General features: G+C 71.1%; 21 protein-coding genes. 6 read left to right on the top strand and 15 right to left on the bottom strand.

The genetic code is table 11. The features are described from left to right. Nucleotides 1-119: 119 nt before the first annotated feature. Nucleotides 120-1004 (bottom strand): LysR family transcriptional regulator, encoded by an 885-nt coding sequence (locus tag ACZ7L6_RS04240; protein ID WP_471920407.1) that lies wholly within the window; start codon nt 1002-1004, stop codon nt 120-122. Nucleotides 1005-1135: 131 nt separating this feature from the next. Between ACZ7L6_RS04240 and ACZ7L6_RS04245 the strand changes: the two genes are divergently transcribed. The 5 genes from ACZ7L6_RS04245 to ACZ7L6_RS04265 all read left to right on the top strand — a co-directional run bounded on the left by ACZ7L6_RS04245 (nt 1136) and on the right by ACZ7L6_RS04265 (nt 6592). After that, nucleotides 1136-1807, top strand: a complete 672-nt coding sequence (locus tag ACZ7L6_RS04245) for a succinate dehydrogenase (protein WP_471920408.1) — start codon at nt 1136-1138, stop codon at nt 1805-1807. Between the two features lie 2 nt (nt 1808-1809). After that, nucleotides 1810-3759, top strand: a complete 1950-nt coding sequence (locus ACZ7L6_RS04250) for a fumarate reductase/succinate dehydrogenase flavoprotein subunit (protein WP_471920409.1) — start codon at nt 1810-1812, stop codon at nt 3757-3759. Next, complete coding sequence (locus ACZ7L6_RS04255) at nt 3756-4502, top strand: succinate dehydrogenase/fumarate reductase iron-sulfur subunit (RefSeq protein WP_471920410.1); 747 nt, start codon at nt 3756-3758, stop codon at nt 4500-4502. Before ACZ7L6_RS04250 ends, ACZ7L6_RS04255 begins: the two co-directional genes overlap by 4 nt. A 372-nt stretch (nt 4503-4874) precedes the next feature. Beyond that, nucleotides 4875-5645 carry a GNAT family N-acetyltransferase gene (locus ACZ7L6_RS04260; RefSeq protein WP_471920411.1) on the top strand — a complete coding sequence of 257 codons (771 nt, stop codon included), beginning with the start codon at nt 4875-4877 and terminating at the stop codon, nt 5643-5645. A gap of 14 nt (nt 5646-5659) precedes the next feature. Further along, nucleotides 5660-6592, top strand: coding sequence for a lysophospholipid acyltransferase family protein (locus tag ACZ7L6_RS04265; RefSeq protein ID WP_471920412.1), 933 nt, complete (start codon nt 5660-5662; stop codon nt 6590-6592). Here the strand turns inward: ACZ7L6_RS04265 and ACZ7L6_RS04270 are convergent. Next, nucleotides 6581-8968: an ATP-binding cassette domain-containing protein gene (locus tag ACZ7L6_RS04270; protein ID WP_471920413.1), complete on the bottom strand. Its 2388-nt coding sequence runs from the start codon at nt 8966-8968 to the stop codon at nt 6581-6583. The two genes, ACZ7L6_RS04265 and ACZ7L6_RS04270, sit on opposite strands and share 12 nt — an antisense overlap. 190 nt (nt 8969-9158) lie before the next feature. On the opposite strand from ACZ7L6_RS04270, the gene ACZ7L6_RS04275 reads away from it, so the two are divergent. Continuing rightward, nucleotides 9159-10475: a phytase gene (locus ACZ7L6_RS04275; RefSeq protein ID WP_471920414.1), complete on the top strand. Its 1317-nt coding sequence runs from the start codon at nt 9159-9161 to the stop codon at nt 10473-10475. 25 nt (nt 10476-10500) lie between these two features. Here the strand turns inward: ACZ7L6_RS04275 and ACZ7L6_RS04280 are convergent, their stop codons facing one another. The 13 genes from ACZ7L6_RS04280 to ACZ7L6_RS04340 form a co-directional block, all read right to left on the bottom strand. Beyond that, entirely contained in the window at nt 10501-11499 is a 999-nt protein-coding gene (locus ACZ7L6_RS04280) for an LLM class flavin-dependent oxidoreductase (RefSeq protein WP_471920415.1), read from the bottom strand. A 34-nt stretch (nt 11500-11533) separates the two neighbouring features. Continuing rightward, the gene (locus tag ACZ7L6_RS04285) at nt 11534-12919 is read right to left on the bottom strand and encodes an FAD-binding oxidoreductase (protein ID WP_471920416.1); all 1386 of its coding nucleotides are present in this window, start codon (nt 12917-12919) and stop codon (nt 11534-11536) included. Between the two features lie 133 nt (nt 12920-13052). Continuing rightward, nucleotides 13053-14726, bottom strand: coding sequence for a helix-turn-helix transcriptional regulator (locus ACZ7L6_RS04290; protein ID WP_471920417.1), 1674 nt, complete (start codon nt 14724-14726; stop codon nt 13053-13055). Nucleotides 14727-14806: 80 nt separating this feature from the next. Then, on the bottom strand, nt 14807-15988 hold the full coding sequence (locus ACZ7L6_RS04295; protein WP_471920418.1) for a GTP-binding protein: 1182 nt from the start codon (nt 15986-15988) through the stop codon (nt 14807-14809). A 5-nt stretch (nt 15989-15993) separates the two neighbouring features. Further along, complete coding sequence (gene rpmF / locus ACZ7L6_RS04300; protein WP_003996023.1) at nt 15994-16164, bottom strand: 50S ribosomal protein L32; 171 nt, start codon at nt 16162-16164, stop codon at nt 15994-15996. 85 nt (nt 16165-16249) lie between these two features. Beyond that, nucleotides 16250-16657, bottom strand: a complete 408-nt coding sequence (locus ACZ7L6_RS04305) for a (2Fe-2S) ferredoxin domain-containing protein (protein WP_471920419.1) — start codon at nt 16655-16657, stop codon at nt 16250-16252. Nucleotides 16658-16671: 14 nt separating this feature from the next. Next, complete coding sequence (locus tag ACZ7L6_RS04310; RefSeq protein ID WP_471920420.1) at nt 16672-18276, bottom strand: solute symporter family protein; 1605 nt, start codon at nt 18274-18276, stop codon at nt 16672-16674. Then, nucleotides 18270-18680 (bottom strand): DUF485 domain-containing protein, encoded by a 411-nt coding sequence (locus ACZ7L6_RS04315; protein ID WP_471920421.1) that lies wholly within the window; start codon nt 18678-18680, stop codon nt 18270-18272. Before ACZ7L6_RS04315 ends, ACZ7L6_RS04310 begins: the two co-directional genes overlap by 7 nt. Then, nucleotides 18625-19509, bottom strand: coding sequence for a right-handed parallel beta-helix repeat-containing protein (locus ACZ7L6_RS04320; RefSeq protein ID WP_471920422.1), 885 nt, complete (start codon nt 19507-19509; stop codon nt 18625-18627). The genes ACZ7L6_RS04315 and ACZ7L6_RS04320 overlap by 56 nt, the downstream gene beginning before the upstream one ends. 46 nt (nt 19510-19555) lie before the next feature. Then, complete coding sequence (locus ACZ7L6_RS04325) at nt 19556-20116, bottom strand: right-handed parallel beta-helix repeat-containing protein (RefSeq protein ID WP_471920423.1); 561 nt, start codon at nt 20114-20116, stop codon at nt 19556-19558. Between the two features lie 147 nt (nt 20117-20263). Beyond that, nucleotides 20264-21007: an MBL fold metallo-hydrolase gene (locus ACZ7L6_RS04330; protein WP_471920424.1), complete on the bottom strand. Its 744-nt coding sequence runs from the start codon at nt 21005-21007 to the stop codon at nt 20264-20266. 260 nt (nt 21008-21267) lie between these two features. Next, on the bottom strand, nt 21268-21492 hold the full coding sequence (gene infA / locus ACZ7L6_RS04335; protein WP_471038853.1) for a translation initiation factor IF-1: 225 nt from the start codon (nt 21490-21492) through the stop codon (nt 21268-21270). Then, on the bottom strand, nt 21489-22280 hold the full coding sequence (locus tag ACZ7L6_RS04340) for a GNAT family N-acetyltransferase (RefSeq protein WP_471920425.1): 792 nt from the start codon (nt 22278-22280) through the stop codon (nt 21489-21491). The genes infA and ACZ7L6_RS04340 overlap by 4 nt, the downstream gene beginning before the upstream one ends. Nucleotides 22281-22824: the final 544 nt, after the last annotated feature.

The raw sequence follows: 22824 nt of genomic DNA on the forward strand, positions 1-22824 counted from the left end.
GTACAACGGCAAGCCGAAGTCGCCGACGGCGGTCACGCGGTACGGCGGCGCCTACCTGCAGGCCCCGCCCGACCATCGGACATGGGGCCCATGACGTACGGCCCGCCGTAGGGCGCGGCTCACCGCTCGAGCAGCATCCGCTGCAACTCCCGCGCCGCCCGCGGCGGAGCCACATCGCTGCGGTGGGCCAGCGCGATCGTCCGGTGCAGCCCCGGCCGGGCCAGCGGGGTGACCCGTAGCCCCCGTCCTGACCGGGCCGCCACCATGCGCGGTACGACGGCCATGCCCAGCCCCGCCCGCACGAAGCCCAGCACCGCGTCCATCTCCCCGCCCTCGACGGCGAAGTCCGGCTCGAAGCCCTCGGCGCGGCACGCGGCCACGGTCAGCTCGCGCAGGTCGTAGCCGTGCCGGAACATCACCAGGCGTTCGCCCTCCAGGTCGGCGATGCGTACGGTGCGCCGGCCGCCGCCCGGGCGCGGGGCCTCCGGCGACGAGACGACCACCAGGTCCTCGCGCAGCAGCTCCACCGTGGTCAGCGCGGGCGACGGGGTCGGCAGCGGCAGGACGACCAGGGCGAGGTCGAGGGCGCCGCGCGCGAGCTCCCGTACGAGGTCGTGCGAGCCGCCCTCCTCGATCAGCAGCTGGATGCCGGGGTAGCGGTCGTGGAAGGCGCGCAGCACGTCCGGGAGCAGGCCCGTGCACAGGCTCGGCGTCGCACCCAGCCGCACCCGGCCCCGGCGCAGCTGCACCAGCTCCTGCACCTCGTGCCGGGCGGTGTCCGCGTCGGCGAGGATGCGCCGGGCCAGCGGCAGCAGGGCCTCTCCGGCGTCCGTCAGCGTGATGTTGCCGCGCGCCCGCAGGAACAGGTCCGCGCCCAACTCCCGCTCCAGCGCCTTGATCTGCTGCGACAGCGAGGGCTGCGCGACATGCACCAGGTCGGCGGCCCGGGTGAAGTGCCGGGTCTCGGCGACCGCCACGAAGTACTGGAGCTGCTGGAACTGCATGGGCTCAGCATAGGGCTCCCATAGGGGATGCCTATCGAAACGAGCCGGACCATGTCTTGGACCGATGGGTTGGCTCGGCCGTAGCGTCCTGTTCCATGGCTCTGGCAACGCGGACGGACCGACGACCGTCCATGGCACGCACCGTGTGGGACTCCACCGTCGGCAAGAAGACCGTGATGGCGGTCAGCGGGCTGATCATGCTGGCGTACCTGGTCGTCCACATGATCGGAAACCTGAAGATCTTCTTCGGGGCGGGCGAGTTCAACCACTACGCGCACTGGCTGCGCACCGTCGGCGAGCCGTTCATGCACTACGAGTGGACGCTCTGGCTGATCCGCGTCGTGCTGGTCGTCGCCGTCGTCGCCCACGCCACCTCGGCGTACCAGCTGAGCCGCCGCGACATCAAGGCACGCCCCAGCAAGTACGTGCACAAGAGGCCTCGGGCCTCCTACGCCACGCGCACCATGCGCTGGGGCGGCATCATCCTCGGTCTGTTCATCGTCTGGCACATCCTCGACCTGACGACCGGAACCGTGCACTCGGGCGGCTTCCAGGAGGGCCACCCGTACCAGAACGTCGTGGACACCTTCTCCACCTGGTACGGCAACGTCATCTACATCGTCGCGATGCTCGCCCTCGGCCTGCACATCCGGCACGGCTTCTGGAGCGCCGCCCAGACCCTCGGCGCGGGCAGCCGCACTCGCGACCGCGCCCTGAAGACCGTCGCCAACCTTCTCGCGCTGCTGCTCACGGCCGGCTTCATCGCCGTACCCGTGGGCGTCATGACCGGAGTGGTGAGCTGAAGATGACTTCCTACGTGGACTACCGGACCGGTGAGCCGGTCATGGACGGCAAGGCGCCCTCCGGTCCTGTCGACGAACGCTGGGACAAGCGCCGTTTCGAGGCGAAGCTTGTCAACCCCGCCAACCGGCGCAAGCACACGGTGATCGTGGTGGGGACGGGGCTGGCCGGCGGTTCCGCCGGAGCCACCCTCGCCGAACAGGGCTACCACGTCGTCCAGTTCTGCTATCAGGACTCCCCGCGCCGCGCCCACTCGATCGCCGCGCAGGGCGGTATCAACGCGGCGAAGAACTACCGCAACGACGGCGACTCGATCCACCGGCTGTTCTACGACACCGTCAAGGGCGGCGACTTCCGGGCGCGTGAGTCGAACGTGCACCGGCTCGCACAGATCTCGGTGGAGATCATCGACCAGTGCGTGGCGCAGGGCGTGCCGTTCGCCCGCGAGTACGGTGGTCTGCTCGACACCCGCTCCTTCGGCGGCGTCCAGGTGTCGCGGACCTTCTACGCCCGCGGCCAGACGGGACAGCAACTGCTGCTCGGCGCCTACCAGGCCCTCAGCAGGCAGATCGCCGCGGGGAACATCGAGATGCACCCCCGCACCGAGATGCTCGACCTGATCGTCGTCGACGGGCGGGCGCGCGGGATCGTGGCCCGGGATCTCATCACCGGCAAGATCGACACGTACTTCGCCGACGCGGTGGTGCTGGCCTCCGGCGGCTACGGCAACGTCTTCTACCTGTCGACGAACGCCATGAACTCCAACGCCACGGCCATCTGGCGGGCCCACCGGCGCGGCGCCTACTTCGCCAACCCCTGCTTCACGCAGATCCACCCCACCTGCATCCCGCGCACCGGCGACCACCAGTCCAAGCTGACGCTGATGAGCGAGTCGCTGCGCAACGACGGCCGGATCTGGGTGCCGAAGGCCAAGGGCGACACCCGGCCGGCGAACCAGATCCCTGAGGACGAGCGCGACTACTACCTGGAGCGCATCTACCCGTCCTTCGGCAACCTGGTCCCGCGCGACATCGCCTCCCGCGCCGCGAAGAACGTCTGCGACGAGGGGCGGGGCGTCGGGCCCGGCGGGCAGGGCGTCTACCTCGACTTCGCCGACGCCATCAAGCGCATGGGCCGGGGGGCCGTCGAGGCCAAGTACGGCAACCTCTTCGACATGTACCAGCGGATCACCGACGAGGATCCGTACGAGGTGCCGATGCGGATCTACCCCGCCGTGCACTACACGATGGGCGGCCTGTGGGTCGACTACGACCTGCAGACCACCGTTCCCGGCCTGTTCGCGATCGGCGAGGCCAACTTCTCCGACCACGGCGCCAACCGGCTCGGCGCGTCGGCCCTGATGCAGGGGCTGGCCGACGGCTACTTCGTCCTCCCGGCGACCATCAACGACTACCTCGCCCGCAACCCGCACCACGAGAAGGTCACCGCGGACCACCCGGCCGTGCAGGAGGTGCTGGCCGAGACCGAGGACCGGCTCAACCTCCTGCTGGCCGTGGACGGCGACCGTACGCCGGACTCCTTCCACCGAGAACTCGGCGAGCTCATGTGGGAGTTCTGCGGAATGGCCCGCACCGACTCGGGGCTGCGCAAGGCCCTGGAGCGCATCCCGCAGATCCGTGAGGAGTTCTGGCGGCGCATCAAGGTCCCCGGGACCGGTGAGGAGTTCAACCAGTCCCTGGAGAAGGCCAACCGCATCGTCGACTACCTGGAGCTCGCCGAGCTCATGTGCCTCGACGCGCTGCACCGCACCGAGTCCTGCGGCGGTCACTTCCGCGAGGAGTCGCAGACGCCGGACGGTGAAGCGGCCCGCAACGACGACGAGTTCGCGTACGCGGCCGCCTGGGAGTTCACCGGCACCGGCGAGGCTCCGACCCTGCACAAGGAAGACCTGGTCTTCGAGTACGTCCACCCCACCCAGCGGAGCTACGCATGAAGCTCACCCTGCGCGTCTGGCGGCAGAAGAACGCCGACACCGAAGGCGCCATGTCCACGTACGAGGTGGACGGGATCTCCTCCGACATGTCCTTCCTGGAGATGCTCGACACCCTCAACGAAGAGCTCATCCTGCGCGGTGAGGACCCGGTGGCCTTCGACCACGACTGCCGTGAGGGCATCTGCGGTGCGTGTTCGCTCGTGATCAACGGCGATGCGCACGGGCCCGAGCGGACGACCACCTGTCAGCTGCACATGCGGTCGTTCAAGGACGGCGACATGATCGATATCGAACCGTGGAGGGCGTCGGCGTTTCCGGTGATCAAGGATCTGGTCGTCGATCGTTCGGCGTTCGACCGGATCATCCAGGCGGGCGGATACATCACCGCGCCGACGGGTGCGGCTCCCGAAGCGCACGCGACGCCGGTGCCGAAGCCGGATGCGGACCTCGCCTTCGAGCACGCGGAGTGCATCGGGTGCGGGGCGTGTGTGGCTGCCTGTCCCAACGGGGCGGCGATGCTGTTCACTTCCGCCAAGGTCAACCATTTGAACGTGCTGCCGCAGGGTGCGCCCGAGCGGGAGACGCGGGTGTTGGACATGGTGGCGCAGATGGACGAGGAGGGGTTCGGCGGGTGCACGCTCACCGGGGAGTGCGCCACGGCTTGCCCCAAGGGCATCCCTCTGATGTCCATCACGAGCATGAACAAGGAGTGGCTGCGGGCTGCGCGGAAGGTGAAGCGGTAGCGCCGTAGCAGGGGCGGTTGTTCGGCGGCTGCGGGTTCGTCGTGGCTTGTCGCGCAGTTCCCCGCGCCCCTTTGGGGCGTTGCAATGAACGTTCGCCGACATGTGCGGACGGGCGGGGTCGGGTGGTGCTCCCCGGCCCCGTCTCGCCTTTTCGCGGTCCGCAAGTGAACGGCACCGGAGCGCCCGGCTGACCGGACGGGCACCGGAATGTGGACGGCCGGTACCGGTCCGTGCCGTTCAACATCCGCACATCCGCTCTCCTGGCACAGGTCACGCACAGGCCAACCGGCATCGGAAGAACAGGGGCGGCACCTCGTACCGCTCGCAACTGCCCTCCGCTCGCCGTCCCCGGCCCGTGACCAGGAGTAAGCCATGACCGGCGTACTGACCGTCGACCGTCCCCCGCAGCCCACGGCCCCCACCCGGTACACCGTCGGTCTCGCCCGCAACGAGGAGGACGTGCGTGCCGCCCAGCGGCTGCGGCACGACGTCTTCGCCGGCGAGATGGGGGCCCTGCTGACCACCCCGCAGCCGGGTCACGACATCGACGCCTTCGACGCGTACTGCGATCACCTGCTCGTCCGTGAGGAGGTGTCCGGGCAGGTCGTCGGCACCTACCGGCTGCTGCCGCCGGAGCGCGCCGCGGTCGCGGGCCGCCTCTACTCCGAGGGCGAGTTCGACCTCACCCGCATCGACGCGCTGCGCCCGAACCTGGTCGAGGTCGGCCGCTCCTGCGTCCACCCCGACCACCGCGACGGCGCGGTCATCAGCCTCATCTGGGCCGGCATCGCCCGCTACATGGTCGACCACGGCCACGAATGGCTGGCCGGCTGCTGCTCCATCCCGCTGGCCGACGGCGGCACGCTCGCCGCCGCGACCTGGGACCGGGTGCAGGCCAAGCACCTGGCGCCCGAGGAGTACCGCGTACGACCGCTGCGCCCCTGGCAGCCGACCGCCCCCGCCCCGGCTGCGCGCGTCGAACTGCCCGCGCTCCTGCGCGGCTACGTCCGCCTCGGCGCCTGGGTGTGCGGCGAGCCCGCGCACGACCCGGAGTTCGGGGTCGCCGACCTGTACGTGCTGCTGTCGATGCGCCGGATCAACGCGCGCTACCTGCGGCACTTCCTCTCCCTCGTCCCGGCGTGACGGACGGGGCGGCCATGACCACCTCCTCCCTCGGCGCCGTGGGTGTGCCCACGGCGCCCGCTCCGACGGCCGGGGCGGCCGACAGCGCGGTCCCGGTGCCGCCCGCCGCGGCACCGGTCGGCAGGACCGCCCACGAGTCGCCCGGCGGGGCAGGGACCCTCTGGCGGCCGACCGCGCCCTGCACCCCGCGGGCGTGCCTGGACGCGACGCGCCGCGCCGAGACGATTCCCCTGGCCGTACTGCGGGTCGCGGCGGTTCTCTTCCTGCTGGTGGTGGGCTTCCTGATGAGCCCGCTCGGCGCGCTGCTCCCTGCGGATATGGTCCGACGCTGGTGCCGCTGGGTCGTGCGGGCCGCTGGAGTCCGGGTCCGGATCGACGGCGGCGCCGCGCCGGCCGGCGGTGTGCTGCTCGTCGCCAACCACATATCGTGGCTGGACATCCCGCTGCTCGCCGCCGTACGCCCGGCCCGGATGCTCGCCAAGTCGGAGATCAGGCACTGGCCCGTGGCGGGGTGGCTGACCGCCCGCAGCGGCGCCCTGTTCATCGACCGGGACCGGATCCGCGCCCTGCCCGAGACGGTGGCCCGGATCGCCGAGGCACTGCGGGCGGGGGAGGCGGTCACCGTCTTCCCCGAGGGCAGCACCTGGTGCGGCCGCGCCCAGGGCCCCTTCCGCCGGGCCGCCTTCCAGGCCGCCCTGGACGCGGACGTGCCCGTACAGCCGGTGCGCCTGACCTACCGGGTCGCCGGGGGCACGCCCAGCACGGCGGCCGCCTTCGTCGGCGAGGACTCGCTGCTCACCTCGGTGTGGCGGGTGGCGACGACACGCGGGCTGACGGCCGAGGCCGAGGTCCTGGAGCCGATCGCGCCGGACAGCTGCCCCGATCGCCGGTCGCTGGCACAGGCGGCGCAGGCGAAGGTGGGCGTCGGAGGAGCCCTACGCTCGTGACCCGTCGGTGCCAACGGGCTCGAAGGGGCCCTTGATTCGCGCGAGATACGGCGCCGTCGCGCTAGCCTCCGCCCGCGCCACCTCCGTGGGCGGCCCCGCTGCCACGATCCGCCCGCCCGCGTCACCGCCGCCCGGCCCCAGGTCGATCACCCAGTCCGCGCCCGCGACGACGGACATGTCGTGCTCGACGACGATGACGGTGTGCCCGGCGTCGACGAGCCCGTGCAACTGGCGCATCAGCACCTCCACGTCGGCCGGGTGGAGTCCGGTCGTGGGCTCGTCCAGGAGGTACAGGGTGTGGCCGCGACGGCCGCGCTGCAACTCGCTCGCCAGCTTGATGCGCTGGGCCTCACCGCCGGACAGCTCGGTGGCGGGCTGCCCGAGACGGAGATAGCCGAGGCCCACGTCGAGCAGGGTGCCGAGGCTCCGGGCCACGGCCGGGGTGTCCGCGAAGAACTCCGCGGCCGCCTCGACCGTGAGGTCCAGCACCTGCGCGATGTTCCGTCCCCGGTACGCCACTTCGAGCGTGTCGGGGTTGTAGCGGGCCCCACCGCAGTCCGGGCACGGCGCGTACGTGCTCGGCAGGAACAGCAGCTCGACACTGACGAACCCCTCGCCCTGACAGGTCTCGCAGCGCCCTCCCCCAGAGGGGGTACCCCCAGCGACGTTGAAGGAGAAGCGCCCGACGCCGTAACCACGCGCCTGCGCCTCGTCCGTGGCCGCGAACACCTTGCGGACGACGTCGAAGAGGCCGGTGTAGGTGGCGAGATTGGAGCGCGGGGTGCGGCCGATCGGCTTCTGGTCGACGGAGACGAGGCGGCCCACACCCGTCAGGTACTCCGTGATCTCGCCGATGAGCGTGGACTTGCCCGATCCCGAGACCCCGGTGACGGCCGTGAACACGCCGAGCGGGAAGTCGGCGGTCACGCCGCGCAGGTTGTGGCGGGTGACCGGGCCGACCTTCAGCTGCCCGCGCGGCGTGCGCACTTGGCGTACGACGGCGGGGGAGTCGTCGAAGAGGAAGCGCGCCGTCGCCGACTCCGCGACGGCCGCCAGCTCCGCCACCGGCCCGCTGTGCAGCACCCGACCGCCGTGCTCGCCCGCCCGCGGCCCCACGTCCACCAGCCAGTCGGCGCCGCGCACGACGTCCAGGTGGTGCTCGACCACGAACACCGTGTTGCCGCCCGCCTTCAGCCGCTCCAGGACCCTCAGCAGCGCCTCCGTGTCCGCCGGGTGCAGTCCCGCGGACGGCTCGTCGAGGACGTACACCACGCCGAACAGCCCGGACCTGAGCTGCGTCGCGAGCCGCAGGCGCTGCTGTTCGCCCGCCGAGAGGGTGGGGGTGGCGCGGTCGAGGCTGAGGTAGCCGAGGCCGAGCTCGACCACGGGCGCGATACGGGACTTGAGGTCCTCGACGAGGACACGGGCCGTCTCCGAAGCGCCGCCGTCCAGCGTGGCCGCCAGCTCCGTGAGCGGCAGTGCGGCCAGTTCGGCGATCGTACGGCCCGCTACGGTCACGGCCAGAGCCTCGGGCCGCAGTCGGCTGCCGTCGCACGCCGGGCAGGGCGCGGACGCGAGGAACCGCTCCGCCTTGGCCCTCAGGGTCGGGCTCTTGGAGTCGGAGAAGGTCTTCAGGACGTACCGCCGGGCGCTCATGTACGTGCCTTGGTACGGCCGTTGGATGCGGTCGGCGTCGCGCACCGGGTGGACGGTGACGACCGGCTGCTCGTCGGTGAACAGGATCCACTGCCGCTGCTCGGCGGGCAGCTCGCGCCAGGGCCGGTCGACGTCGTACCCGAGGGCGTCGAGGATGTCGCGCAGGTTCTTGCCCTGCCAGGCACCGGGCCACGCGGCGATCGCGCCCTCCCGGATCGACAGCCCCGGGTCGGGGACCAGCAACTCCTCGGTCGTACGGTGCACTTGGCCGAGACCGTGGCACTCCGGGCAGGCCCCGGCCGCCGTGTTGGGTGAGAAAGCGTCCGAGTCGAGGCGCTCGGCGCCGGGCGGATAGTCGCCGGCGCGGGAGAACAGCATGCGCAGGGAGTTGGACAGGTTGGTGACCGTGCCGACGGAGGAGCGGGACGTCGGCGCCGAGCGGCGCTGCTGCAGGGACACGGCGGGCGGGAGTCCGGTGATCTCGCCGACCTTCGGCGCGCCGACCTGGTGGATCAGTCGGCGGGCGTACGGCGCGACCGATTCGAAGTAGCGGCGCTGGGCCTCCGCGTAGATCGTGCCGAAGGCGAGCGACGACTTCCCGGACCCGGACACGCCCGTGAACACGGCCAGCACATCCCGCGGAATGTCGACGTCCACACCCTTGAGGTTGTGCTCACGGGCACCGCGGACGCGGACGTAGGGGTCGTGCGGGGCGTGCATGGGGTAAGTGCTCCGGGAGGGGCGAGTCGGGGTCGTGGGCAAACCCCGCGATTGTATGCGAACCGCACCCGGCAGCCCCACAAGCGGGACGTACGCCCGTACGAGCCACCTGATGTTCACGGTGCCGTCGGCTCACCCACACCGGTCGCCCATAGCGTCTCGCCAGTCTCTCTTCCTACCGAGGAGTATCGTGAGCGCTTCTGCTCTGAGCACTCTCACCGCCGCGCTGCTGATGGTCTCGGGCGCAGCCGCCCCGCAGCCGGCCGCCGTCTCCGCACGCGTCGAGACACCCGCCGTGTACGACGACGAGGCGGGCGGCAACGCCGACGCCGACGACCCGGCCGTCTGGGTCGACCCCCATGACGCCGGGCGCAGCCTCGTGATCGGCACCCTCAAGGAGGCCGGCCTCGACGTCCACGGCCTCGACGGCAGACGTCTGCAGCACATCGCCGCGCCCGCGGCGCCGGGCGACGACGCGGCGCCGGGCCGCTTCAACAACGTCGACGTCGTCTACGGCTTCGAACTGGGCGGCAAGAAGACCGACTTGGCCCTGGTCAGCGACCGCGGCCGGGACCGTGTCCGGGCCTACGCGATCGACCCGGCCGCCGTGGCGGCGGGCCGGCCCCCGCTGAGGGACGTGACGGCGGCCGACGCCGCGCCGGTCTTCTCCACGAGCGAGGCCGAGGTCGACGACCAGCGCACCGCCTACGGGCTGGCCGCCTTCAGCGACGACGACAACGCGTACGCGGTCGTGTCGCGCCGTTCCGAGACCCGCGTACGGCTGCTGCAGCTGGAGGACCGCAACGGACGCGTCGGCTACCGGACCGACGACACCCTCGATCTGCCCGCCTCCTTCCGGCTGCCGAACGGGACGGCCTGGACGCCGTGCGCCGACCCCGGCGACCGCCCGCAGGTCGAGGGCATGGTCGTCGACCAGGACGAGCACGTCCTGTACGCGGCCCAGGAGGACGTCGGGCTGTGGCGGGTCGGCCTCGACGACGAGGAGTTCGAGCGGCCGGAGCTGATCGACCGGGTGCGGGAGTACGGCACTCCGTGGACGTACGACGCCGAGGAAGAGGAGTGCGTCCTCGACACGGCCCACGACCCGGGCTTCGGCGGTGAGCACCTGAGCGCGGACGCCGAGGGCGCCACGATCTACCACGCCGCCGACGGCAAGGGATACCTGCTCGCCTCCAGCCAGGGCGACAACACCTTCGCCGTCTACGAGCGCCAAGGCGGCAACGCCTACCTCGGCTCCTTCGCCGTCACCGACAGCGCCGCCACCGACGGGGTGCAGCACTCCGACGGCTCCACCGTGGTCAACGTCCCGCTGGGCCGGTCCTTCCCCAAGGGGCTGCTGGTCACCCACGACGGTGAGGCCATGCCCGCCGACGGGGACCGGGAGGGCACGAACTTCAAGCTGACAGGCTGGGAGTCGGTGGCCACCGCGTTTCCGAAGCCGCTGACGATCGACACCAACTCCTTCGACCCGCGCGACCCGGACTGATTCCGCGGTCGCACACTCGCCCGGATCACTCCCCGATGATCCGGGCGAGCCGCCGGTAGGAGTCCACCAGCGCCGCACGGTCGTACGTACTGGTCGTGACCAGCACCTCCTGCGCCCCCGTCTCCTTCAGCACCGTCTCCAGCTCGTGCGCGACCTGCTCCTCGGTACCGGCGATGTGGCCGGCGAGGCCGCCCTCGTAGAAGCCGCGCTCCTTGCCGGTCATCGGCAGCGCCTCGACGCGCTCGGCGGGCGCCAGCGGCGGGAAGGTGCCGTGCGTGCGCGAGTAGGCCATCGACCAGGCCTCCGGGACCAGCAGCCGCCGGGCCTCCTCGGGCGTGGCGGCCACGGCGACCGTGCCGGAGATCACGACGTACGGCTCGCTCGCCCAGGGTGAGGGCCGGAAGTGGGCGCGATAGTGGTCGATGCCGCGCTGCATCCTGTCCCGGTTCCGCAGGTCACCGATGACCATCGGCAGACCGGCGCGGGCGGCGATGTCCGCGCCCTCGCCCATGGCCAGCACGAACGGCGGCACCGTCAGACCCTCGGCGGGCCGCGCGTGCACCCCCGTCGGCGACGTGCCGTGGAACCAGCCCAGCAGCTCCTGGATCTGCGCCGCGAAGTCCTCCGCGTCCCCCTTGTCCCGCCCGAGCGCCCTGCGCACCCCGTCGGTGAAGCCGACCGAGCGTCCCAGCCCCATGTCGATGCGGCCCGGGAAGAGGGACTCCAGCACCCCGAACTGCTCGGCCACGACCAGCGGTTGGTGGTTGGGCAGCATCACCCCGCCCGTCCCGACCCGGATCGTGCGGGTCGCCGACGCCACGGCGGCGGCCAGCACGGTCGGCGCGGAACCGGCGACGCCGGGGACCCCGTGGTGCTCCGAGACCCAGACGCGGTGGTAGCCGAGCGCCTCGACCTCCTGCGCCAGCCGTACGGTGTCGCGCAGCGCCTCTCCGTTCGGGTGGCCCTCCCGGGTGCGGGACCGATCGAGAACGGAGAAGCGGGTCGAGGCGATCACGGAACTCATACAGGGTTCAACACCTGGGAGCCCGCAGGATTCCTCACGGTGCGATGTTGTGGTTGAGACGGAACAGGTTCCCCGGGTCGTAGCGCCGTTTCAGATCCCTGAGACGGGCGTAGTTCGCGCGGTAGTTGGCCCCTACCAGGTTCTGGTCGTCACCGTCGATGAAGTTGACGTAGCCACCCTCCATGGAGTGCGGTTCGAGCGCCCGGTGGAAGCCGCGCACCCAGCCCTTCTGGGCCTCGCAGTCCGCGCGGGTGGTGAGGGTGCCGCTCAGGGCGATCGAGTAGTCGGCGTCCCGGTAGGAGAACGCGGTCTCCTCCGGTCCGACCCGGTCGAAGGCGCCGTCGAGTGGGTAGGCGACGGCCACGCTCTCGATGGAGGGGGTCGTGGCGCCGTACTCGACGAAGGCGTCGACCGCGCCGTCCGAAAGGCCCTGGGTGAACGTGCCTTTCCAGTAGTGGTAGAGCCCCGCGGGCACCAGGTCGTCGAAGAGGGTGTTGATCACCGGGTAGGGCATGCGCTCCAGGTATCGGCCCAGTACCGGTCCGAGCGCGGCGACCCGGTCCCGGATCCGCTCGTCGGCGTCCTCCGGCCCCGTCCAGCAGGCGATCACGCCGCACAGGGGCCGGCCGTGCCAGCGCTCGGGCAGGAAGGGCACCGGCGGACCGAGCCCGACGACGAGCAGCGCCCCGAGGTCGAAGTCCGCCTCGGCGACGAGCTCCCGGTAGCGGCGGATCACATCGCCGTCGAGGGGGAAGAAGGTCGGCCCGCCCAGGATGTCGGCGATGGGGTGCAGCCGGTAGGCGAACGACGTGACGACCCCGAAGTTCCCGCCACCGCCGCGCACCGCCCACAGCAGGTCGCTGTTGTGCTCTTCGGTGCAGGTCACGAAGTGTCCGTCGGCCGTCACCAGGTCCACCGAGACCAGGTTGTCGCAGGCCAGCCCGCAGCGGCGGACCAGATAGCCCATACCGCCGCCCGTGGTCAGCCCGCCCACCCCGGTGGTGGAGACGACCCCGCCCGTGGTGGCCAGCCCGAAGGCGTGCGTGGCGTGGTTGACGTCGGCCCAGGTGCAGCCGCCTTCGACCCAGGCCGTACGGCTCTCGGGATCGACGCGGATACCGCGCATCAGGCCGAGGTCGAGGACGACACCGCCGTCGCAGGTGCCGTAGCCCGGGACGCTGTGACTGCCGCCGCGCACGGCGAGTGGCAGGTTCTGGTCGCGGGCGAAGTCCACCGTGGCGATGACATCGCCCACGTCCACCGCCCGCACGATGATCGCCGGCCGCCGGTCGTGCATCGCGTTGTAGACCTTGCGGGCCTCGTCATAGCCGGGGTCGCCGGGCTCGACGATGTCGCCGCGCGCGGCCCCGCGCAGTCGCTCCAGCAGCTTGTGGTCGAAGGTCGGTGTGTAGGTGGTCATGGCCTCCCACCTGCTTTCCAGTCCTCGGTCGGGAAGGGATACACCACTGGTGTACGCCCGGAGCGGGGGCGCGTTCATCGCCGGAATCGCCCATCTTCGCCGCATCGGGCATGGGCGAAACGGCCCATACGCGTCAGGTGAGCCGGTGCTCGTACGCGTACGCCGTCGCCGCCGCCCGCGACGACACGTCGAGCTTGGCGAAGATGTTGTTGAGGTGCCGGGCGACGGTGTGCTCGCTGATCACCAGTTCCGCGGCGATGGCCCGGTTGGTGCGGCCCGCCGCTACCAGGCGCAGCACCTGGATCTCGCGCTCGGTGAGCCCGCCGGGCTGCCGGTGGCGCACATCGGCGAGCAGGGCCGCCGCCCGCCGCGCGTCGGGTACGGCACCGAGCTGCCGGAAGACCTGCTCCGCCGCTCGCAGCTCCATCCGGGCACCCTCGCCGTCCCCGGCGGCCCGGTCGGCGGCGGCCAGGGTCATCCGCACCTGGGCCGCCTCGTACGGCACCCGGAGCTCCAGCCAGAGGGCCAGCGCCCGGCGCAGCAGGGGCAGCGCGCGGTCGGGGTCACGGGCGGCGAAGGCCACGGCACCGCAGGCCGCGGCGGCGCTCGCGTGCAGCAGGGTCGCCGCCGAGCCGCACCGCCGTTGCCAGGCCTGGGCCAGGGACTGCAGCTCCTCGGCAGCCGCGCGTGCCTCGGCCGTCCGCCCCAGCGCCAGGCACACCTCCACCTGCCCCGCGAGCAGCCGGCACCGCTCGAGACCACGGGCCTCGGCTCCGGAGGTGAGGGCGAGTTTCAGGGCGGTGGCGGAGGCGTCGGCCTTCCCCTGGGCCAGCCGCAGCAGGGCGAGACCGGGCTGCGGGTCGCGGCCGAGTTCGTGGGTGCGGTCGTACGACTCCTCGGCGGCGGTGAGCTCTCCGCGCCGCCGCTGGATCTGGCCGACCAGGTAGACCGCCTCGGCGGCCGTCCGCCGCTCGTAGGGCAGCAGTTCCTCGCAGGTCCGTCCGGCCTCGGCCACCGCCTCGGACCAGCTGCCGCGCAGCTCCAGCACCTCGACCCGGTGCACCCGGCACAGCCCGCGGTAGTTGTTCTCCTCCGGCATGGACGCGCACCAGCGCATGGCCGCGTCGGTCCACTCGGCGGCGCGTTCCAGATCGAGGCACGCCATGGCCTGCTGGAGGCCCAGACAGTAGGTCCAGCCGGTGAAGAAGGAGCTGAGTTCACCTGCCATGGCCGAGCACATGGCGTCGTCCAGCAGATCCAGTCCGTCCCCGAGGCGCCCCTGCGCGACCAGGACGCCCGCCTGCGCCTGCGCGCTCATGGCCAGCAGATCCGGGCTGCCGCAGCGCCGCGCGATCCCCGCCATCCGCCGGGCCGCGGCCATCGCCTCGTCGAACGCCCCGCGCTCCTGAGCGTCCTTGGCGTCGACCCAGGCGAGGTAGCACTGCTCGACGCACTCCGGCTCTCCCCGCAGATGCCGCCGTGCCCGGCGCAGCCAGCCGGCGGCCAGGGCCGTGCGGCCCGCGAGCTGGTGCTCGTAGAAGAGCAGCCAGGCCATCAGCCCCGCCTGCCGGGCCGCGCCCTGCGCGACATATCCGGAGTAGGCCCGCATCCGCTGGACGATCGACTCGTCGATCCGGCTCGTCCACCAGGCGGCGTCGGCGAACGCCGCGCAGTCGTCGGGCGTGAGGCAGCCGGCGTCCAGGCCGCCCAGCAGCCGGTACGCCTCGGCCCACGCCTCACGGGCGGCGGCGTCCCTGGCCTGCCGCAAGGTGTCCGCGGCCGCCCTGTCGATCGTCCGCTCGGTCACCCGCGGCTCCCTTCTCGCGCGCTGCGAGCAGGACCGGCCCCTCACCAGCATAGGCAGGCAGGTGGCCGGGGGCGGGGGAGTCAGTGAGCGGACACCTGGAGCTCGGCGGCGTGCTCGTGGTCGCAGACGTCGTCGATGCCGTAGGTGTCCCAGGCCGGGAACGGGTCGTCGGCCGGGAGGCCCTCGCCGTCCGCCATCAGGCAGTCGGCCAGCGCGACCCGCAGCGCCTCCGAGTGCAGGTGGGTGCCGATGAAGACCAGCTCCTGCGCGTACGGGGCGTCGGTGTCCCGCGCGGCGCTGGGCTCGAACCGGACCACGGAACCGGCCTGCGACCACAGCCCCGTCACCTGCGGCCGGCTGGCGAGGGTGAAGAACCCCTTGGACCGCAGTACCTTCCCGTACGCGCCGCTGTCGAGTTCCTCCGTGACGAAGCTCCACAGCCGCCCGGGGTGAAAGGGCACGGAGGAGCGGAACACCGTGGACGAGATCCCGTACTCCTCGGTCTCCGGCACGTGGTCGCCGTTGAGCTCCCGTACCCAGCCGGGTGCCTGCTGGGCGCGCTCCAGGTCGAACAGCCGCGTGCCGAGCACGTCTTGGAGTGCCACGCGTCCCTGTACGGCGTCGACGACCCGTGCGGCGGGGTTGAGCCGGCGCAGGGCCGCCCGGAGCCGGTCCGCCGTGACGTCGTCCACCAGGTCGAGCTTGTTGAGCACGAGGACGTCGGCGAACTCGACCTGGTCGACGAGGAGATCGCTGACGGTGCGCTCGTCGTCCTCGTACTGGTCGAGGCCGCGCTCGGCGAGTTCGTCGCCGCTGTCCAGCTCGGACAGGAAATTGGCGGCGTCCACGACCGTGACCATGGTGTCCAGGAGGGCGAGGTCGCCGAGGGTGGCGCCGTCGTCGCGGGCGAAGGCGAAGGTGGCCGCGACCGGCATGGGCTCGGAGATGCCGGACGACTCGATGAGGAGATGGTCGAAGCGGCCCTCGCGGGCGAGCCGGTCGACCTCCTCCAGGAGGTCGTCGCGCAGGGTGCAGCAGATGCAGCCGTTGGTCATCTCGACCAGGCGTTCCTCGGTCCGCGACAGCGCGGCCTCGCCGCCCCGCACCAGCGCGGCGTCGATGTTGATCTCGCTCATGTCGTTGACGATGACCGCCACGCGCAGTCCCTCGCGGTTGGCGAGGACGTGGTTGAGCAGGGTCGTCTTGCCCGCCCCGAGGAAGCCGGACAGGACGGTGACGGGCAGACGGCTCTCGTACGGCATCCCGGTCAGCCCTCGGGGCGCAGCAGTCCGCGCTCGTACGCCTTGACCAGGTGCTGCGGCACGAGGTGGCTGACGCCGTCGATGGTGACGGGCACGAGCTGCGGGGTGCTCGCCTTCCACTGGGCGCGGCGGTGGCGGGTGTTGCTGCGGGACATCTTCCGCTTGGGGACAGCCATGACGGGACCTCCTCGGTGGGTGAACACCGAGGACGCTATATGAAAATGGATCCCATTAGCAACTTGCTGGGGGCGGGGTGGACGGTCAGCGGCGGGACCGTACCCGGGCGTCCCGTGGCGGCCGGATGAACTGCAACTCCAGCGTCAGGGGCGGCTCGGCGAGGCCCGGCCCGCCCGCGGCCGCCCACTGCACGATCTCCTCCGTGCAGTCGTCGTCCATCGCGAAGCCCACCCAGGTGGCCCGCCCGCCGGCCCGGCGCCCTGCGGCCGACGGCTGGACGACGATCACGTTGGCCTGGTCGCAGGGGCCCAGGCAGTCGGTCGTACGGACCTGGAAGCCGTGCTCGGCCGCGGCGGCGCGCAGCCGCTCCAGCTGCCCCGCGTGATCGGTGCCGGGGTGCTTGCGGGGGTCGCCGCAACAGCAGCCCCGGCAGACGACGAGCGTGCAGGGGCGCTGGCGGGCGGCGCCGATCAGGAACGTATGAGTGGGCATGGCAGAAGCATCTCCTACTCCTTGGCGCCCACCAGCATCCGCACCTCGAACTCCTCGTAGGCGGCCTCCTCCTGCGGCTCCTGACGGTCGCTCAGCACGGTGCCGAGCCAGCCGAGGAAGAAGCCCGCCGGGATGGACACGATGCCCGGGTTCTGCAGCGGGAACCAGGCGAAGTCGGCGTCCGGGTAGAACGAGCCGGGCGTGGAGGAGACGACGGGGGAGAACAGGACCAGCAGGACCGAGCAGACCAGGCCGCCCCAGAGGCTGAGCAGCGCGCCCTGGCCGGTGAAACGGCGCCAGAAGAGGGTGTACACGATCGTCGGCAGGATCGCGGACGCCGCGATGGCGAAGGCCAGGAAGGCGAGCGTCGCGGTGTTGGCGCCCCAGGAGACGAGAGCCAGCAACATGGCGAGGACACCGATGACGGCGGCGGACAGCCGGGCGACGGTCAGTTCCTCGGTCTCGCTCGCGCGGCCCTTGCGGATCACCTCGCCGTACAGGTCGTGGGCGAGGGACGAGGCGGCGGCGAGGGTGAGGCCGGCCGCGACGGCGAGCAGCGTGACGAAGGCGAGGCAGGACAGCAGTGCCGTGAGGATGCCGCCGCCGAGGGCGTTGGCCAGGAGCAGGACGGCGGCGTCGCCCTTGTGGTCCGTCTGTGCGATGGTCTCGCGGCCGACGATGGCGGTGGCGCCGAGGCCGAGGATGCCGGCCGCCAGGCAGACCAGGCCCACCAGGCCCACTGCCCAGACGAGGGAGGAGCGCAGTACGTCGACCTTGCGCGGGGCGAGCAGGCGCATCAGCACGTGGGGGAGTGCGGCGAGGCCGAGGACGATCGCCAGTTCCAGGCTGAAGAAGTCGAGCTTGCTGGTGGTGCTGACGCCGTAGCGCAGTCCGGGTTCGAGGAACTGCGTGCCGGTGCCGCTGTTGTTCGCGGCCGCGGACAGCAGGGCATTGGGGTTCCAGTCGTAGTGGTTGAGCACCATGACCGCGGTGACGGTCACGCCCGCCACCAGCATCACGGCCTTGATGATCTGGATGACCGTGGCGCCGGGCGCGCCGCCGATGGCGGCGTACACGATGACGACGGTGCCGATCACGATCACACACAGGGTGCGTGTAGCGGCACTGGGTTCACCGGTGAACTGCGTCAACAAGGCGATGCTGCCGACGAGTTGGGCCACCAGGTACAGGGTTGTGATGGCCAGGGTGCACACGGCCAGGGCGAGCCGCGCCGGCCGTTGCAGCCGGGTCAGGCGCAGGGCCAGCGTGTCCCCCAGGGTGTACTTGCCCGTCCGGCGCAGGGGTTCGGCGATCAGCAGCAGCACCATCATCCAGGCGACGACCGTGCCTCCGAGGTACAGCAGTCCGTCGTACCCGGTGAGGGCGACCAGCCCCGTGCTGCCCAGCAAGGTGGCGGCCGACAGATAGTCGCCGCACATGGCGAGGCCGTTGCGCAGCGGGGACATCGTGCGGTTGCCGAGATAGAACTCGCTGATCTCGTCGCGCTGAGGGGCCGTCAGCAGCGCCATGAACAGCGTGACCACGACCACCGACAGGAACAGCACGAACGTCAGGTTCAGGCTGAACCGGTCGACGACGCCTTCGGACACGGTCACCACGTGCGGTACCCCCTGGAGCCGGGCTGGACGGTCTGCCGTGCTTCGTGCTGCTCCAGTCGCGAGCCCAGGCCACGGGCGAGCGGGTCGACCCGGGTGCGCATGTGCCGGAGGTAGCACCAGGCGGTCACGCCCATCACGACGAACTGCCCGAGGCCCAGGGTGAGACCGAGGGTGAGGTGGCCGAGCAGGCGCTGGTTCATCAGGCCGGGGACGGTGTGCGACACAAGCACGTACAGCAGGAACCCGCCGACCGACAGGAGCGTCGCACGGACGCCGAACCTGCGCTGAGCGCTGCGCAGCGAGCGAAATTCGGGATCCTCGGCTATGCGACGGGACGGCGTCGGTTCGCTATTCGGGGGACCGTATGTGAAAGAATTGTCGTGCCAAGGTGAAAACTCGGGCACAGGCGCACCTTCTTTGCTGCGGCATGCCGGACATACTCGGGCGCGGGATTTGTTTGCGGAGAAGGGGGGCGGCGGCGAAGCCGGAAGCCGGAGTATGGCAGCGGGCTCCTTGAAGAATCAACCGCGGTGATGAATTGCCGTACTCCGGTGGCGCGTTTATGCCCCTCGTGATCCATTCACTGCTTTGCGTGGCCTGCGGAAAGGGACCTCCGGCACATAGTCCGGACCTTTGTTCTCGGCTGGACCGTCTCAAACATGACCCGCTCAGAACCGTGCGCCGACAGCCGCGCCGCCCCGCGGCACGAGGAAGTTCGGGGCCGGCGGCAGCGAGCCGTCGCCGGAGCCCGGGCCGGTGAGGGCGACGGGGTCGGTGCTGCAGCACCGCGGAGGCGTCCCAAGTGCCGCCCAGATTCCAGGAGTTTCCGCTGGCGGCCGTCCCCGAGCCGACGGCCGCCGCGCGTGCGTCGGAGACGGACAGGTTGGCGGTGAGGGTGGCGGTGCCGCCCGAGACGTCGGCGTCGAAGCCGGTGCCGGCGTTGGCCCAGGTCGTGTTGCGGGTCAGGGCCAGGGCGCCGGGGTTTGCGTTGTCGGTGACACCGTGCGCCGCGTTCCGAAACGCGATCGTGTTGCGCAGTGTATGGGCCACCGCCGGGGCCGGGCTGCCGCCGCCCAGCTTGAAGCCGTTGCCGTCGCCCGCGAAGTCCGGGAAGTTCCAGCGGTTGAAGCCGTTTCCGTACGCGATGGTGTGCTCGATGACAATCGGCGAGGCGAACTTCCAGGCGTCGAACCCGTCGTCGACGTTGTTCCACAACCGGGCGCCGCGCACCACGTTGCCGGTTCCGCTGCCCTCCTTGACGGCCAGGCCGTCGGCGCTCTCACCGTTCTTGCGGGGGGTCGCGATTGCCGTAACTGTCCAGATTCAGGATCTGGTTGTTGCTCGACGATCCCTGGAGCTGGAAGCCGGACTCGTAATTGTCGTGGGTGGACAGCCGGGAGAAGACGTTGTTGTTGCAGCCGTCGCAATAGACGCCGTACGGGCCGTTGACCAGTTCCAGGCCGGAGATCCGCCAGTACGAGGCCTCCATGTGGACCGCCCCGCGCTCGGCCCGCGGAATACTGCCGCCGACCGGCATGTGACCGGCGGGCAGCTGCTCGCCGTCGACGACCACCCGCTCGCCCTGGTAGGCGCCGAGACTGATGGGCTGTGAGGCGGTGCCCGAGGTGGTGATGGTGATGTTGTCCGTGAGGGCGTACGTGCCGCCGCGTACGGCGATGACGTCGCCGGGCCCGGCCAGGTCCACCGCCCGCTGGATGGTCCGCAGGGGCCGGGTCAGGGTGCCGGGCGCCGAGTCGCTCCCGTTGGTCGCCACGACCAGCGTCGTCGCACCGTACGCCTCGCCCGCCGGGCCCCACACCGTCAGCAGGGCCGCGCCCACCGCTGCCGCCGTCCAGATCGCCGTACCCCCATGCCGCTCGCCGTGTTGCGCATGGGGCCTCCCGCCTCCGCGTCCGCCTCGCTTGCGTGCCGTGTCGCACAGCAGTGGCCGCCCGGGGCGCGGAGGTTGCCGGGATGCGGGATCCTCTCAGCCGAGCTGGGCGACGAGGCCAGGGGTGGCGACGCCGATGGGGTGCTCGAAGGCTTCCGCGGCTGCTTCCCTGGCGATGGCCGGATCCGTGCCCGGCCAGAGGTGGGTGAGCACGAGCCGGGCGGCGCCCGCCTGCTGGGCGTACCGGCCGGCCAGCTGTGCGGTCAGCAGATACGGTGCGTCGGCGGTCGGTACCCGGTGGGTGTACGTGGCCTCCGACAGGAACAGGTCAGCGCCCTGCGCGAGGCGCGGGATGTCGGGGCTGGGGCCGGTGTCGCCGGTGTAGGCGAGCACGGACCCGGGAGTGGTGAGCCGGATGCCGGCGTTGGGCACGAAGTGCGGCAGCAGCCAGGTGTCCGTGGTGAAGGGGCCGATATCGAACCGGTCGCCGGGGGCGAACTCGTGGAGGCGGTAGGCATCGGCGAGCATGCTCGGTTTGTCGAGGGCGAGCACGGCGTCGACCGCGCCGTGCGGGGCATGGACGGGCAAGGCGGGTGGCGGGTCGTCGCTGAGGCCTCGGGCCCGGAGCAAGGGGTTGAGGTCGGCGCAGTGGTCGGGGTGCCCGTGGCTGATCAGCACGGCGTCGACCGCGTCGACGGTGACATGGTCGAGCAGGCGCGGCAGCGTGGCGTATCCGGGGTCGACGAGCAGGCGGAATCCGGCGTACTCGACGAGGTAGCCATTGCACGCCTGAGCCGCTGTCGGCCATGCACCGCAGCCGCCGAGAACCGTCAGTCGCATGGCATGGAACCCTAGTGCGGCGCCGGACGGCGAGCAGGCGATTTTCCGGCCGGTGTGACGAATCGACCGTTCGGGATGGTGTGACGACCGGCCGCAGAGGGCGGACGATGACCTGCGGGCGCTGATCGCGCCGCTGCTGCCGCCCTGGCCCGAGCAGGCTTATCCCCCGCGGCCGTGCCAGCCGTCATCCGGGAGCCCCGGTCACGGAAACGCCGTCACCGGGGCCCAGGCTCAGCTGCCGCGGAAGGGGCCGACCTGCGCTAGTTCCGGTACCGGAACACGATCCGACCGCGTGTCAGGTCGTACGGCGGGAGCTCCACCAGCACCCGGTCCTCCAGCACGATCTTGATGTAGTTCTTGCGGATCTTCCCGCTGATGTGTGCGAGCACCTGGTGGCCGTTGTCGAGCTCCACGGTGAACATGGCGCTGCGCAGGCACTCGACGACCCTGCCCTCCACTTCGATTACGTTCTTGTTCTTCGTCATCGCACCAGCTCCAGGTTGCTGCTCATCGGCCGGGCGCCGATGCCCTCGAACAGCACCGACGCTGCTCGGTTGGACTCGTGGACTTCGGCCCAGGCCGCGGCGAACCCGCAGCGGTGCAGCGTTCCCAGCGCGTGGGCCAGCAGCGCCCGCGCGATGCCGCGGCGCTGCTCGCCGGCCCGGACCGCGACCAGCCCGATGCGCGGCCGGTTCACCGTCACCACCCGGAGCAGACCCAGGTAGCGGTCCGGCGCCGCGGCCACCGCGTACTTCGACGAGTCGACGATGGTGTCGCCTTCAGGGCGGGCAATCACCTCCGCGGGCATCGACTGCCACCCGACGCTCGCCTCGACTTCGTCACGGATCGCGCGGTCCACCGCCCGCAGCAGACTCTCGTCCGCCCGACCGGCGGGCACGATCGTCACGCCCGGGGGCGGCAGGACTGCTTCGAGCCCTGTGACCCGCGGGTCGGTCGGCACGACGTACTCCCACTCGCGGCGCCGGGTCGTGAAACCGGCCCGCCGCCAGCCGGCCGTCAGCGCGGCGTCGGCTTCGTCGACCACCGTGTACAGCGGCTCCGGCAGTTGGGCCAGCATCGCTTCGGCGAGCCGGTCGAATGCGGCGTCGTGCCAGGCGTCGATGCTGACGAACAAGCGTCCGTCGGGTCGGTGCTCCGCATGACCGCGGCCGACCACCAGGTCGTCATCCAGCGCATGCCATTGCTGGTCCGCGACGCGCGTGATCATTACTGCGTTCTTGCTCAGGCCAGAGGTGAAAGGCTTCGTGTTCATCGGAGTCTCCTCCAGGAGTGCCTCGATCTCAGGCGCTCCTGGCGACACCGAACGTCAGCCGCCGGACCGTGACGGGTTGAGGGAGCACCCATGGATAACTGTGTTCACGGGTCTCACCTCCCTACGACGACTTCACGGCCCGCCGCGAAAGTAGCAGCGGGGCGTTGCCTCGCTCCAATCCTTTTCCATGAGCTCGTGACACGATCACGATCCGGTGCGATCACCGGCTCGATCAGCGTCCACAGCACAGCCGAGCCCGCCGATCGGCCGGGATGCCGAACTCGTAACACGATCTTGGTGGCCAGATTAGTGAGAACGCCGGTCGGATGCGGCTGGGATGATTGCGGGCATGACAGTGGACTGGTCCTGGCTGAAGCATGCCTACGGATCCGCATCCGACCTACCACGGCTCTTCGACGAGATTGGTGATCCCGAGCTGGCTGACGAGGCGTGGGAGGAGCTGTGGGCCTGTCTCTATCACCAGGGGTCGGTGTACACGGCCAGCTTTGCGGCCCTGCCCGTTCTGGCAGACATCGCTACCGGT

This window comes from Streptomyces sp. NPDC107522, assembly GCF_055657525.1.

Excerpts from the sequence above, each read along its gene's own strand:
- ACZ7L6_RS04340 (WP_471920425.1), bottom strand. The coding sequence starts at position 22,280 with ATGAACACGAAGCCTTTCACCTCTGGCCTGAGCAAGAACGCAGTAATG.
- ACZ7L6_RS04260 (WP_471920411.1), top strand. The coding sequence starts at position 4,875 with ATGACCGGCGTACTGACCGTCGACCGTCCCCCGCAGCCCACGGCCCCC.
- ACZ7L6_RS04295 (WP_471920418.1), bottom strand. The coding sequence starts at position 15,988 with ATGCCGTACGAGAGCCGTCTGCCCGTCACCGTCCTGTCCGGCTTCCTC.
- ACZ7L6_RS04250 (WP_471920409.1), top strand. The coding sequence starts at position 1,810 with ATGACTTCCTACGTGGACTACCGGACCGGTGAGCCGGTCATGGACGGC.
- ACZ7L6_RS04330 (WP_471920424.1), bottom strand. The coding sequence starts at position 21,007 with ATGCGACTGACGGTTCTCGGCGGCTGCGGTGCATGGCCGACAGCGGCT.
- ACZ7L6_RS04280 (WP_471920415.1), bottom strand. The coding sequence starts at position 11,499 with ATGAGTTCCGTGATCGCCTCGACCCGCTTCTCCGTTCTCGATCGGTCC.
- ACZ7L6_RS04255 (WP_471920410.1), top strand. The coding sequence starts at position 3,756 with ATGAAGCTCACCCTGCGCGTCTGGCGGCAGAAGAACGCCGACACCGAA.
- ACZ7L6_RS04265 (WP_471920412.1), top strand. The coding sequence starts at position 5,660 with ATGACCACCTCCTCCCTCGGCGCCGTGGGTGTGCCCACGGCGCCCGCT.
- ACZ7L6_RS04270 (WP_471920413.1), bottom strand. The coding sequence starts at position 8,968 with ATGCACGCCCCGCACGACCCCTACGTCCGCGTCCGCGGTGCCCGTGAG.
- ACZ7L6_RS04305 (WP_471920419.1), bottom strand. The coding sequence starts at position 16,657 with ATGCCCACTCATACGTTCCTGATCGGCGCCGCCCGCCAGCGCCCCTGC.
- rpmF (WP_003996023.1), bottom strand. The coding sequence starts at position 16,164 with ATGGCTGTCCCCAAGCGGAAGATGTCCCGCAGCAACACCCGCCACCGC.
- ACZ7L6_RS04240 (WP_471920407.1), bottom strand. The coding sequence starts at position 1,004 with ATGCAGTTCCAGCAGCTCCAGTACTTCGTGGCGGTCGCCGAGACCCGG.
- ACZ7L6_RS04245 (WP_471920408.1), top strand. The coding sequence starts at position 1,136 with ATGGCACGCACCGTGTGGGACTCCACCGTCGGCAAGAAGACCGTGATG.
- infA (WP_471038853.1), bottom strand. The coding sequence starts at position 21,492 with ATGACGAAGAACAAGAACGTAATCGAAGTGGAGGGCAGGGTCGTCGAG.
- ACZ7L6_RS04285 (WP_471920416.1), bottom strand. The coding sequence starts at position 12,919 with ATGACCACCTACACACCGACCTTCGACCACAAGCTGCTGGAGCGACTG.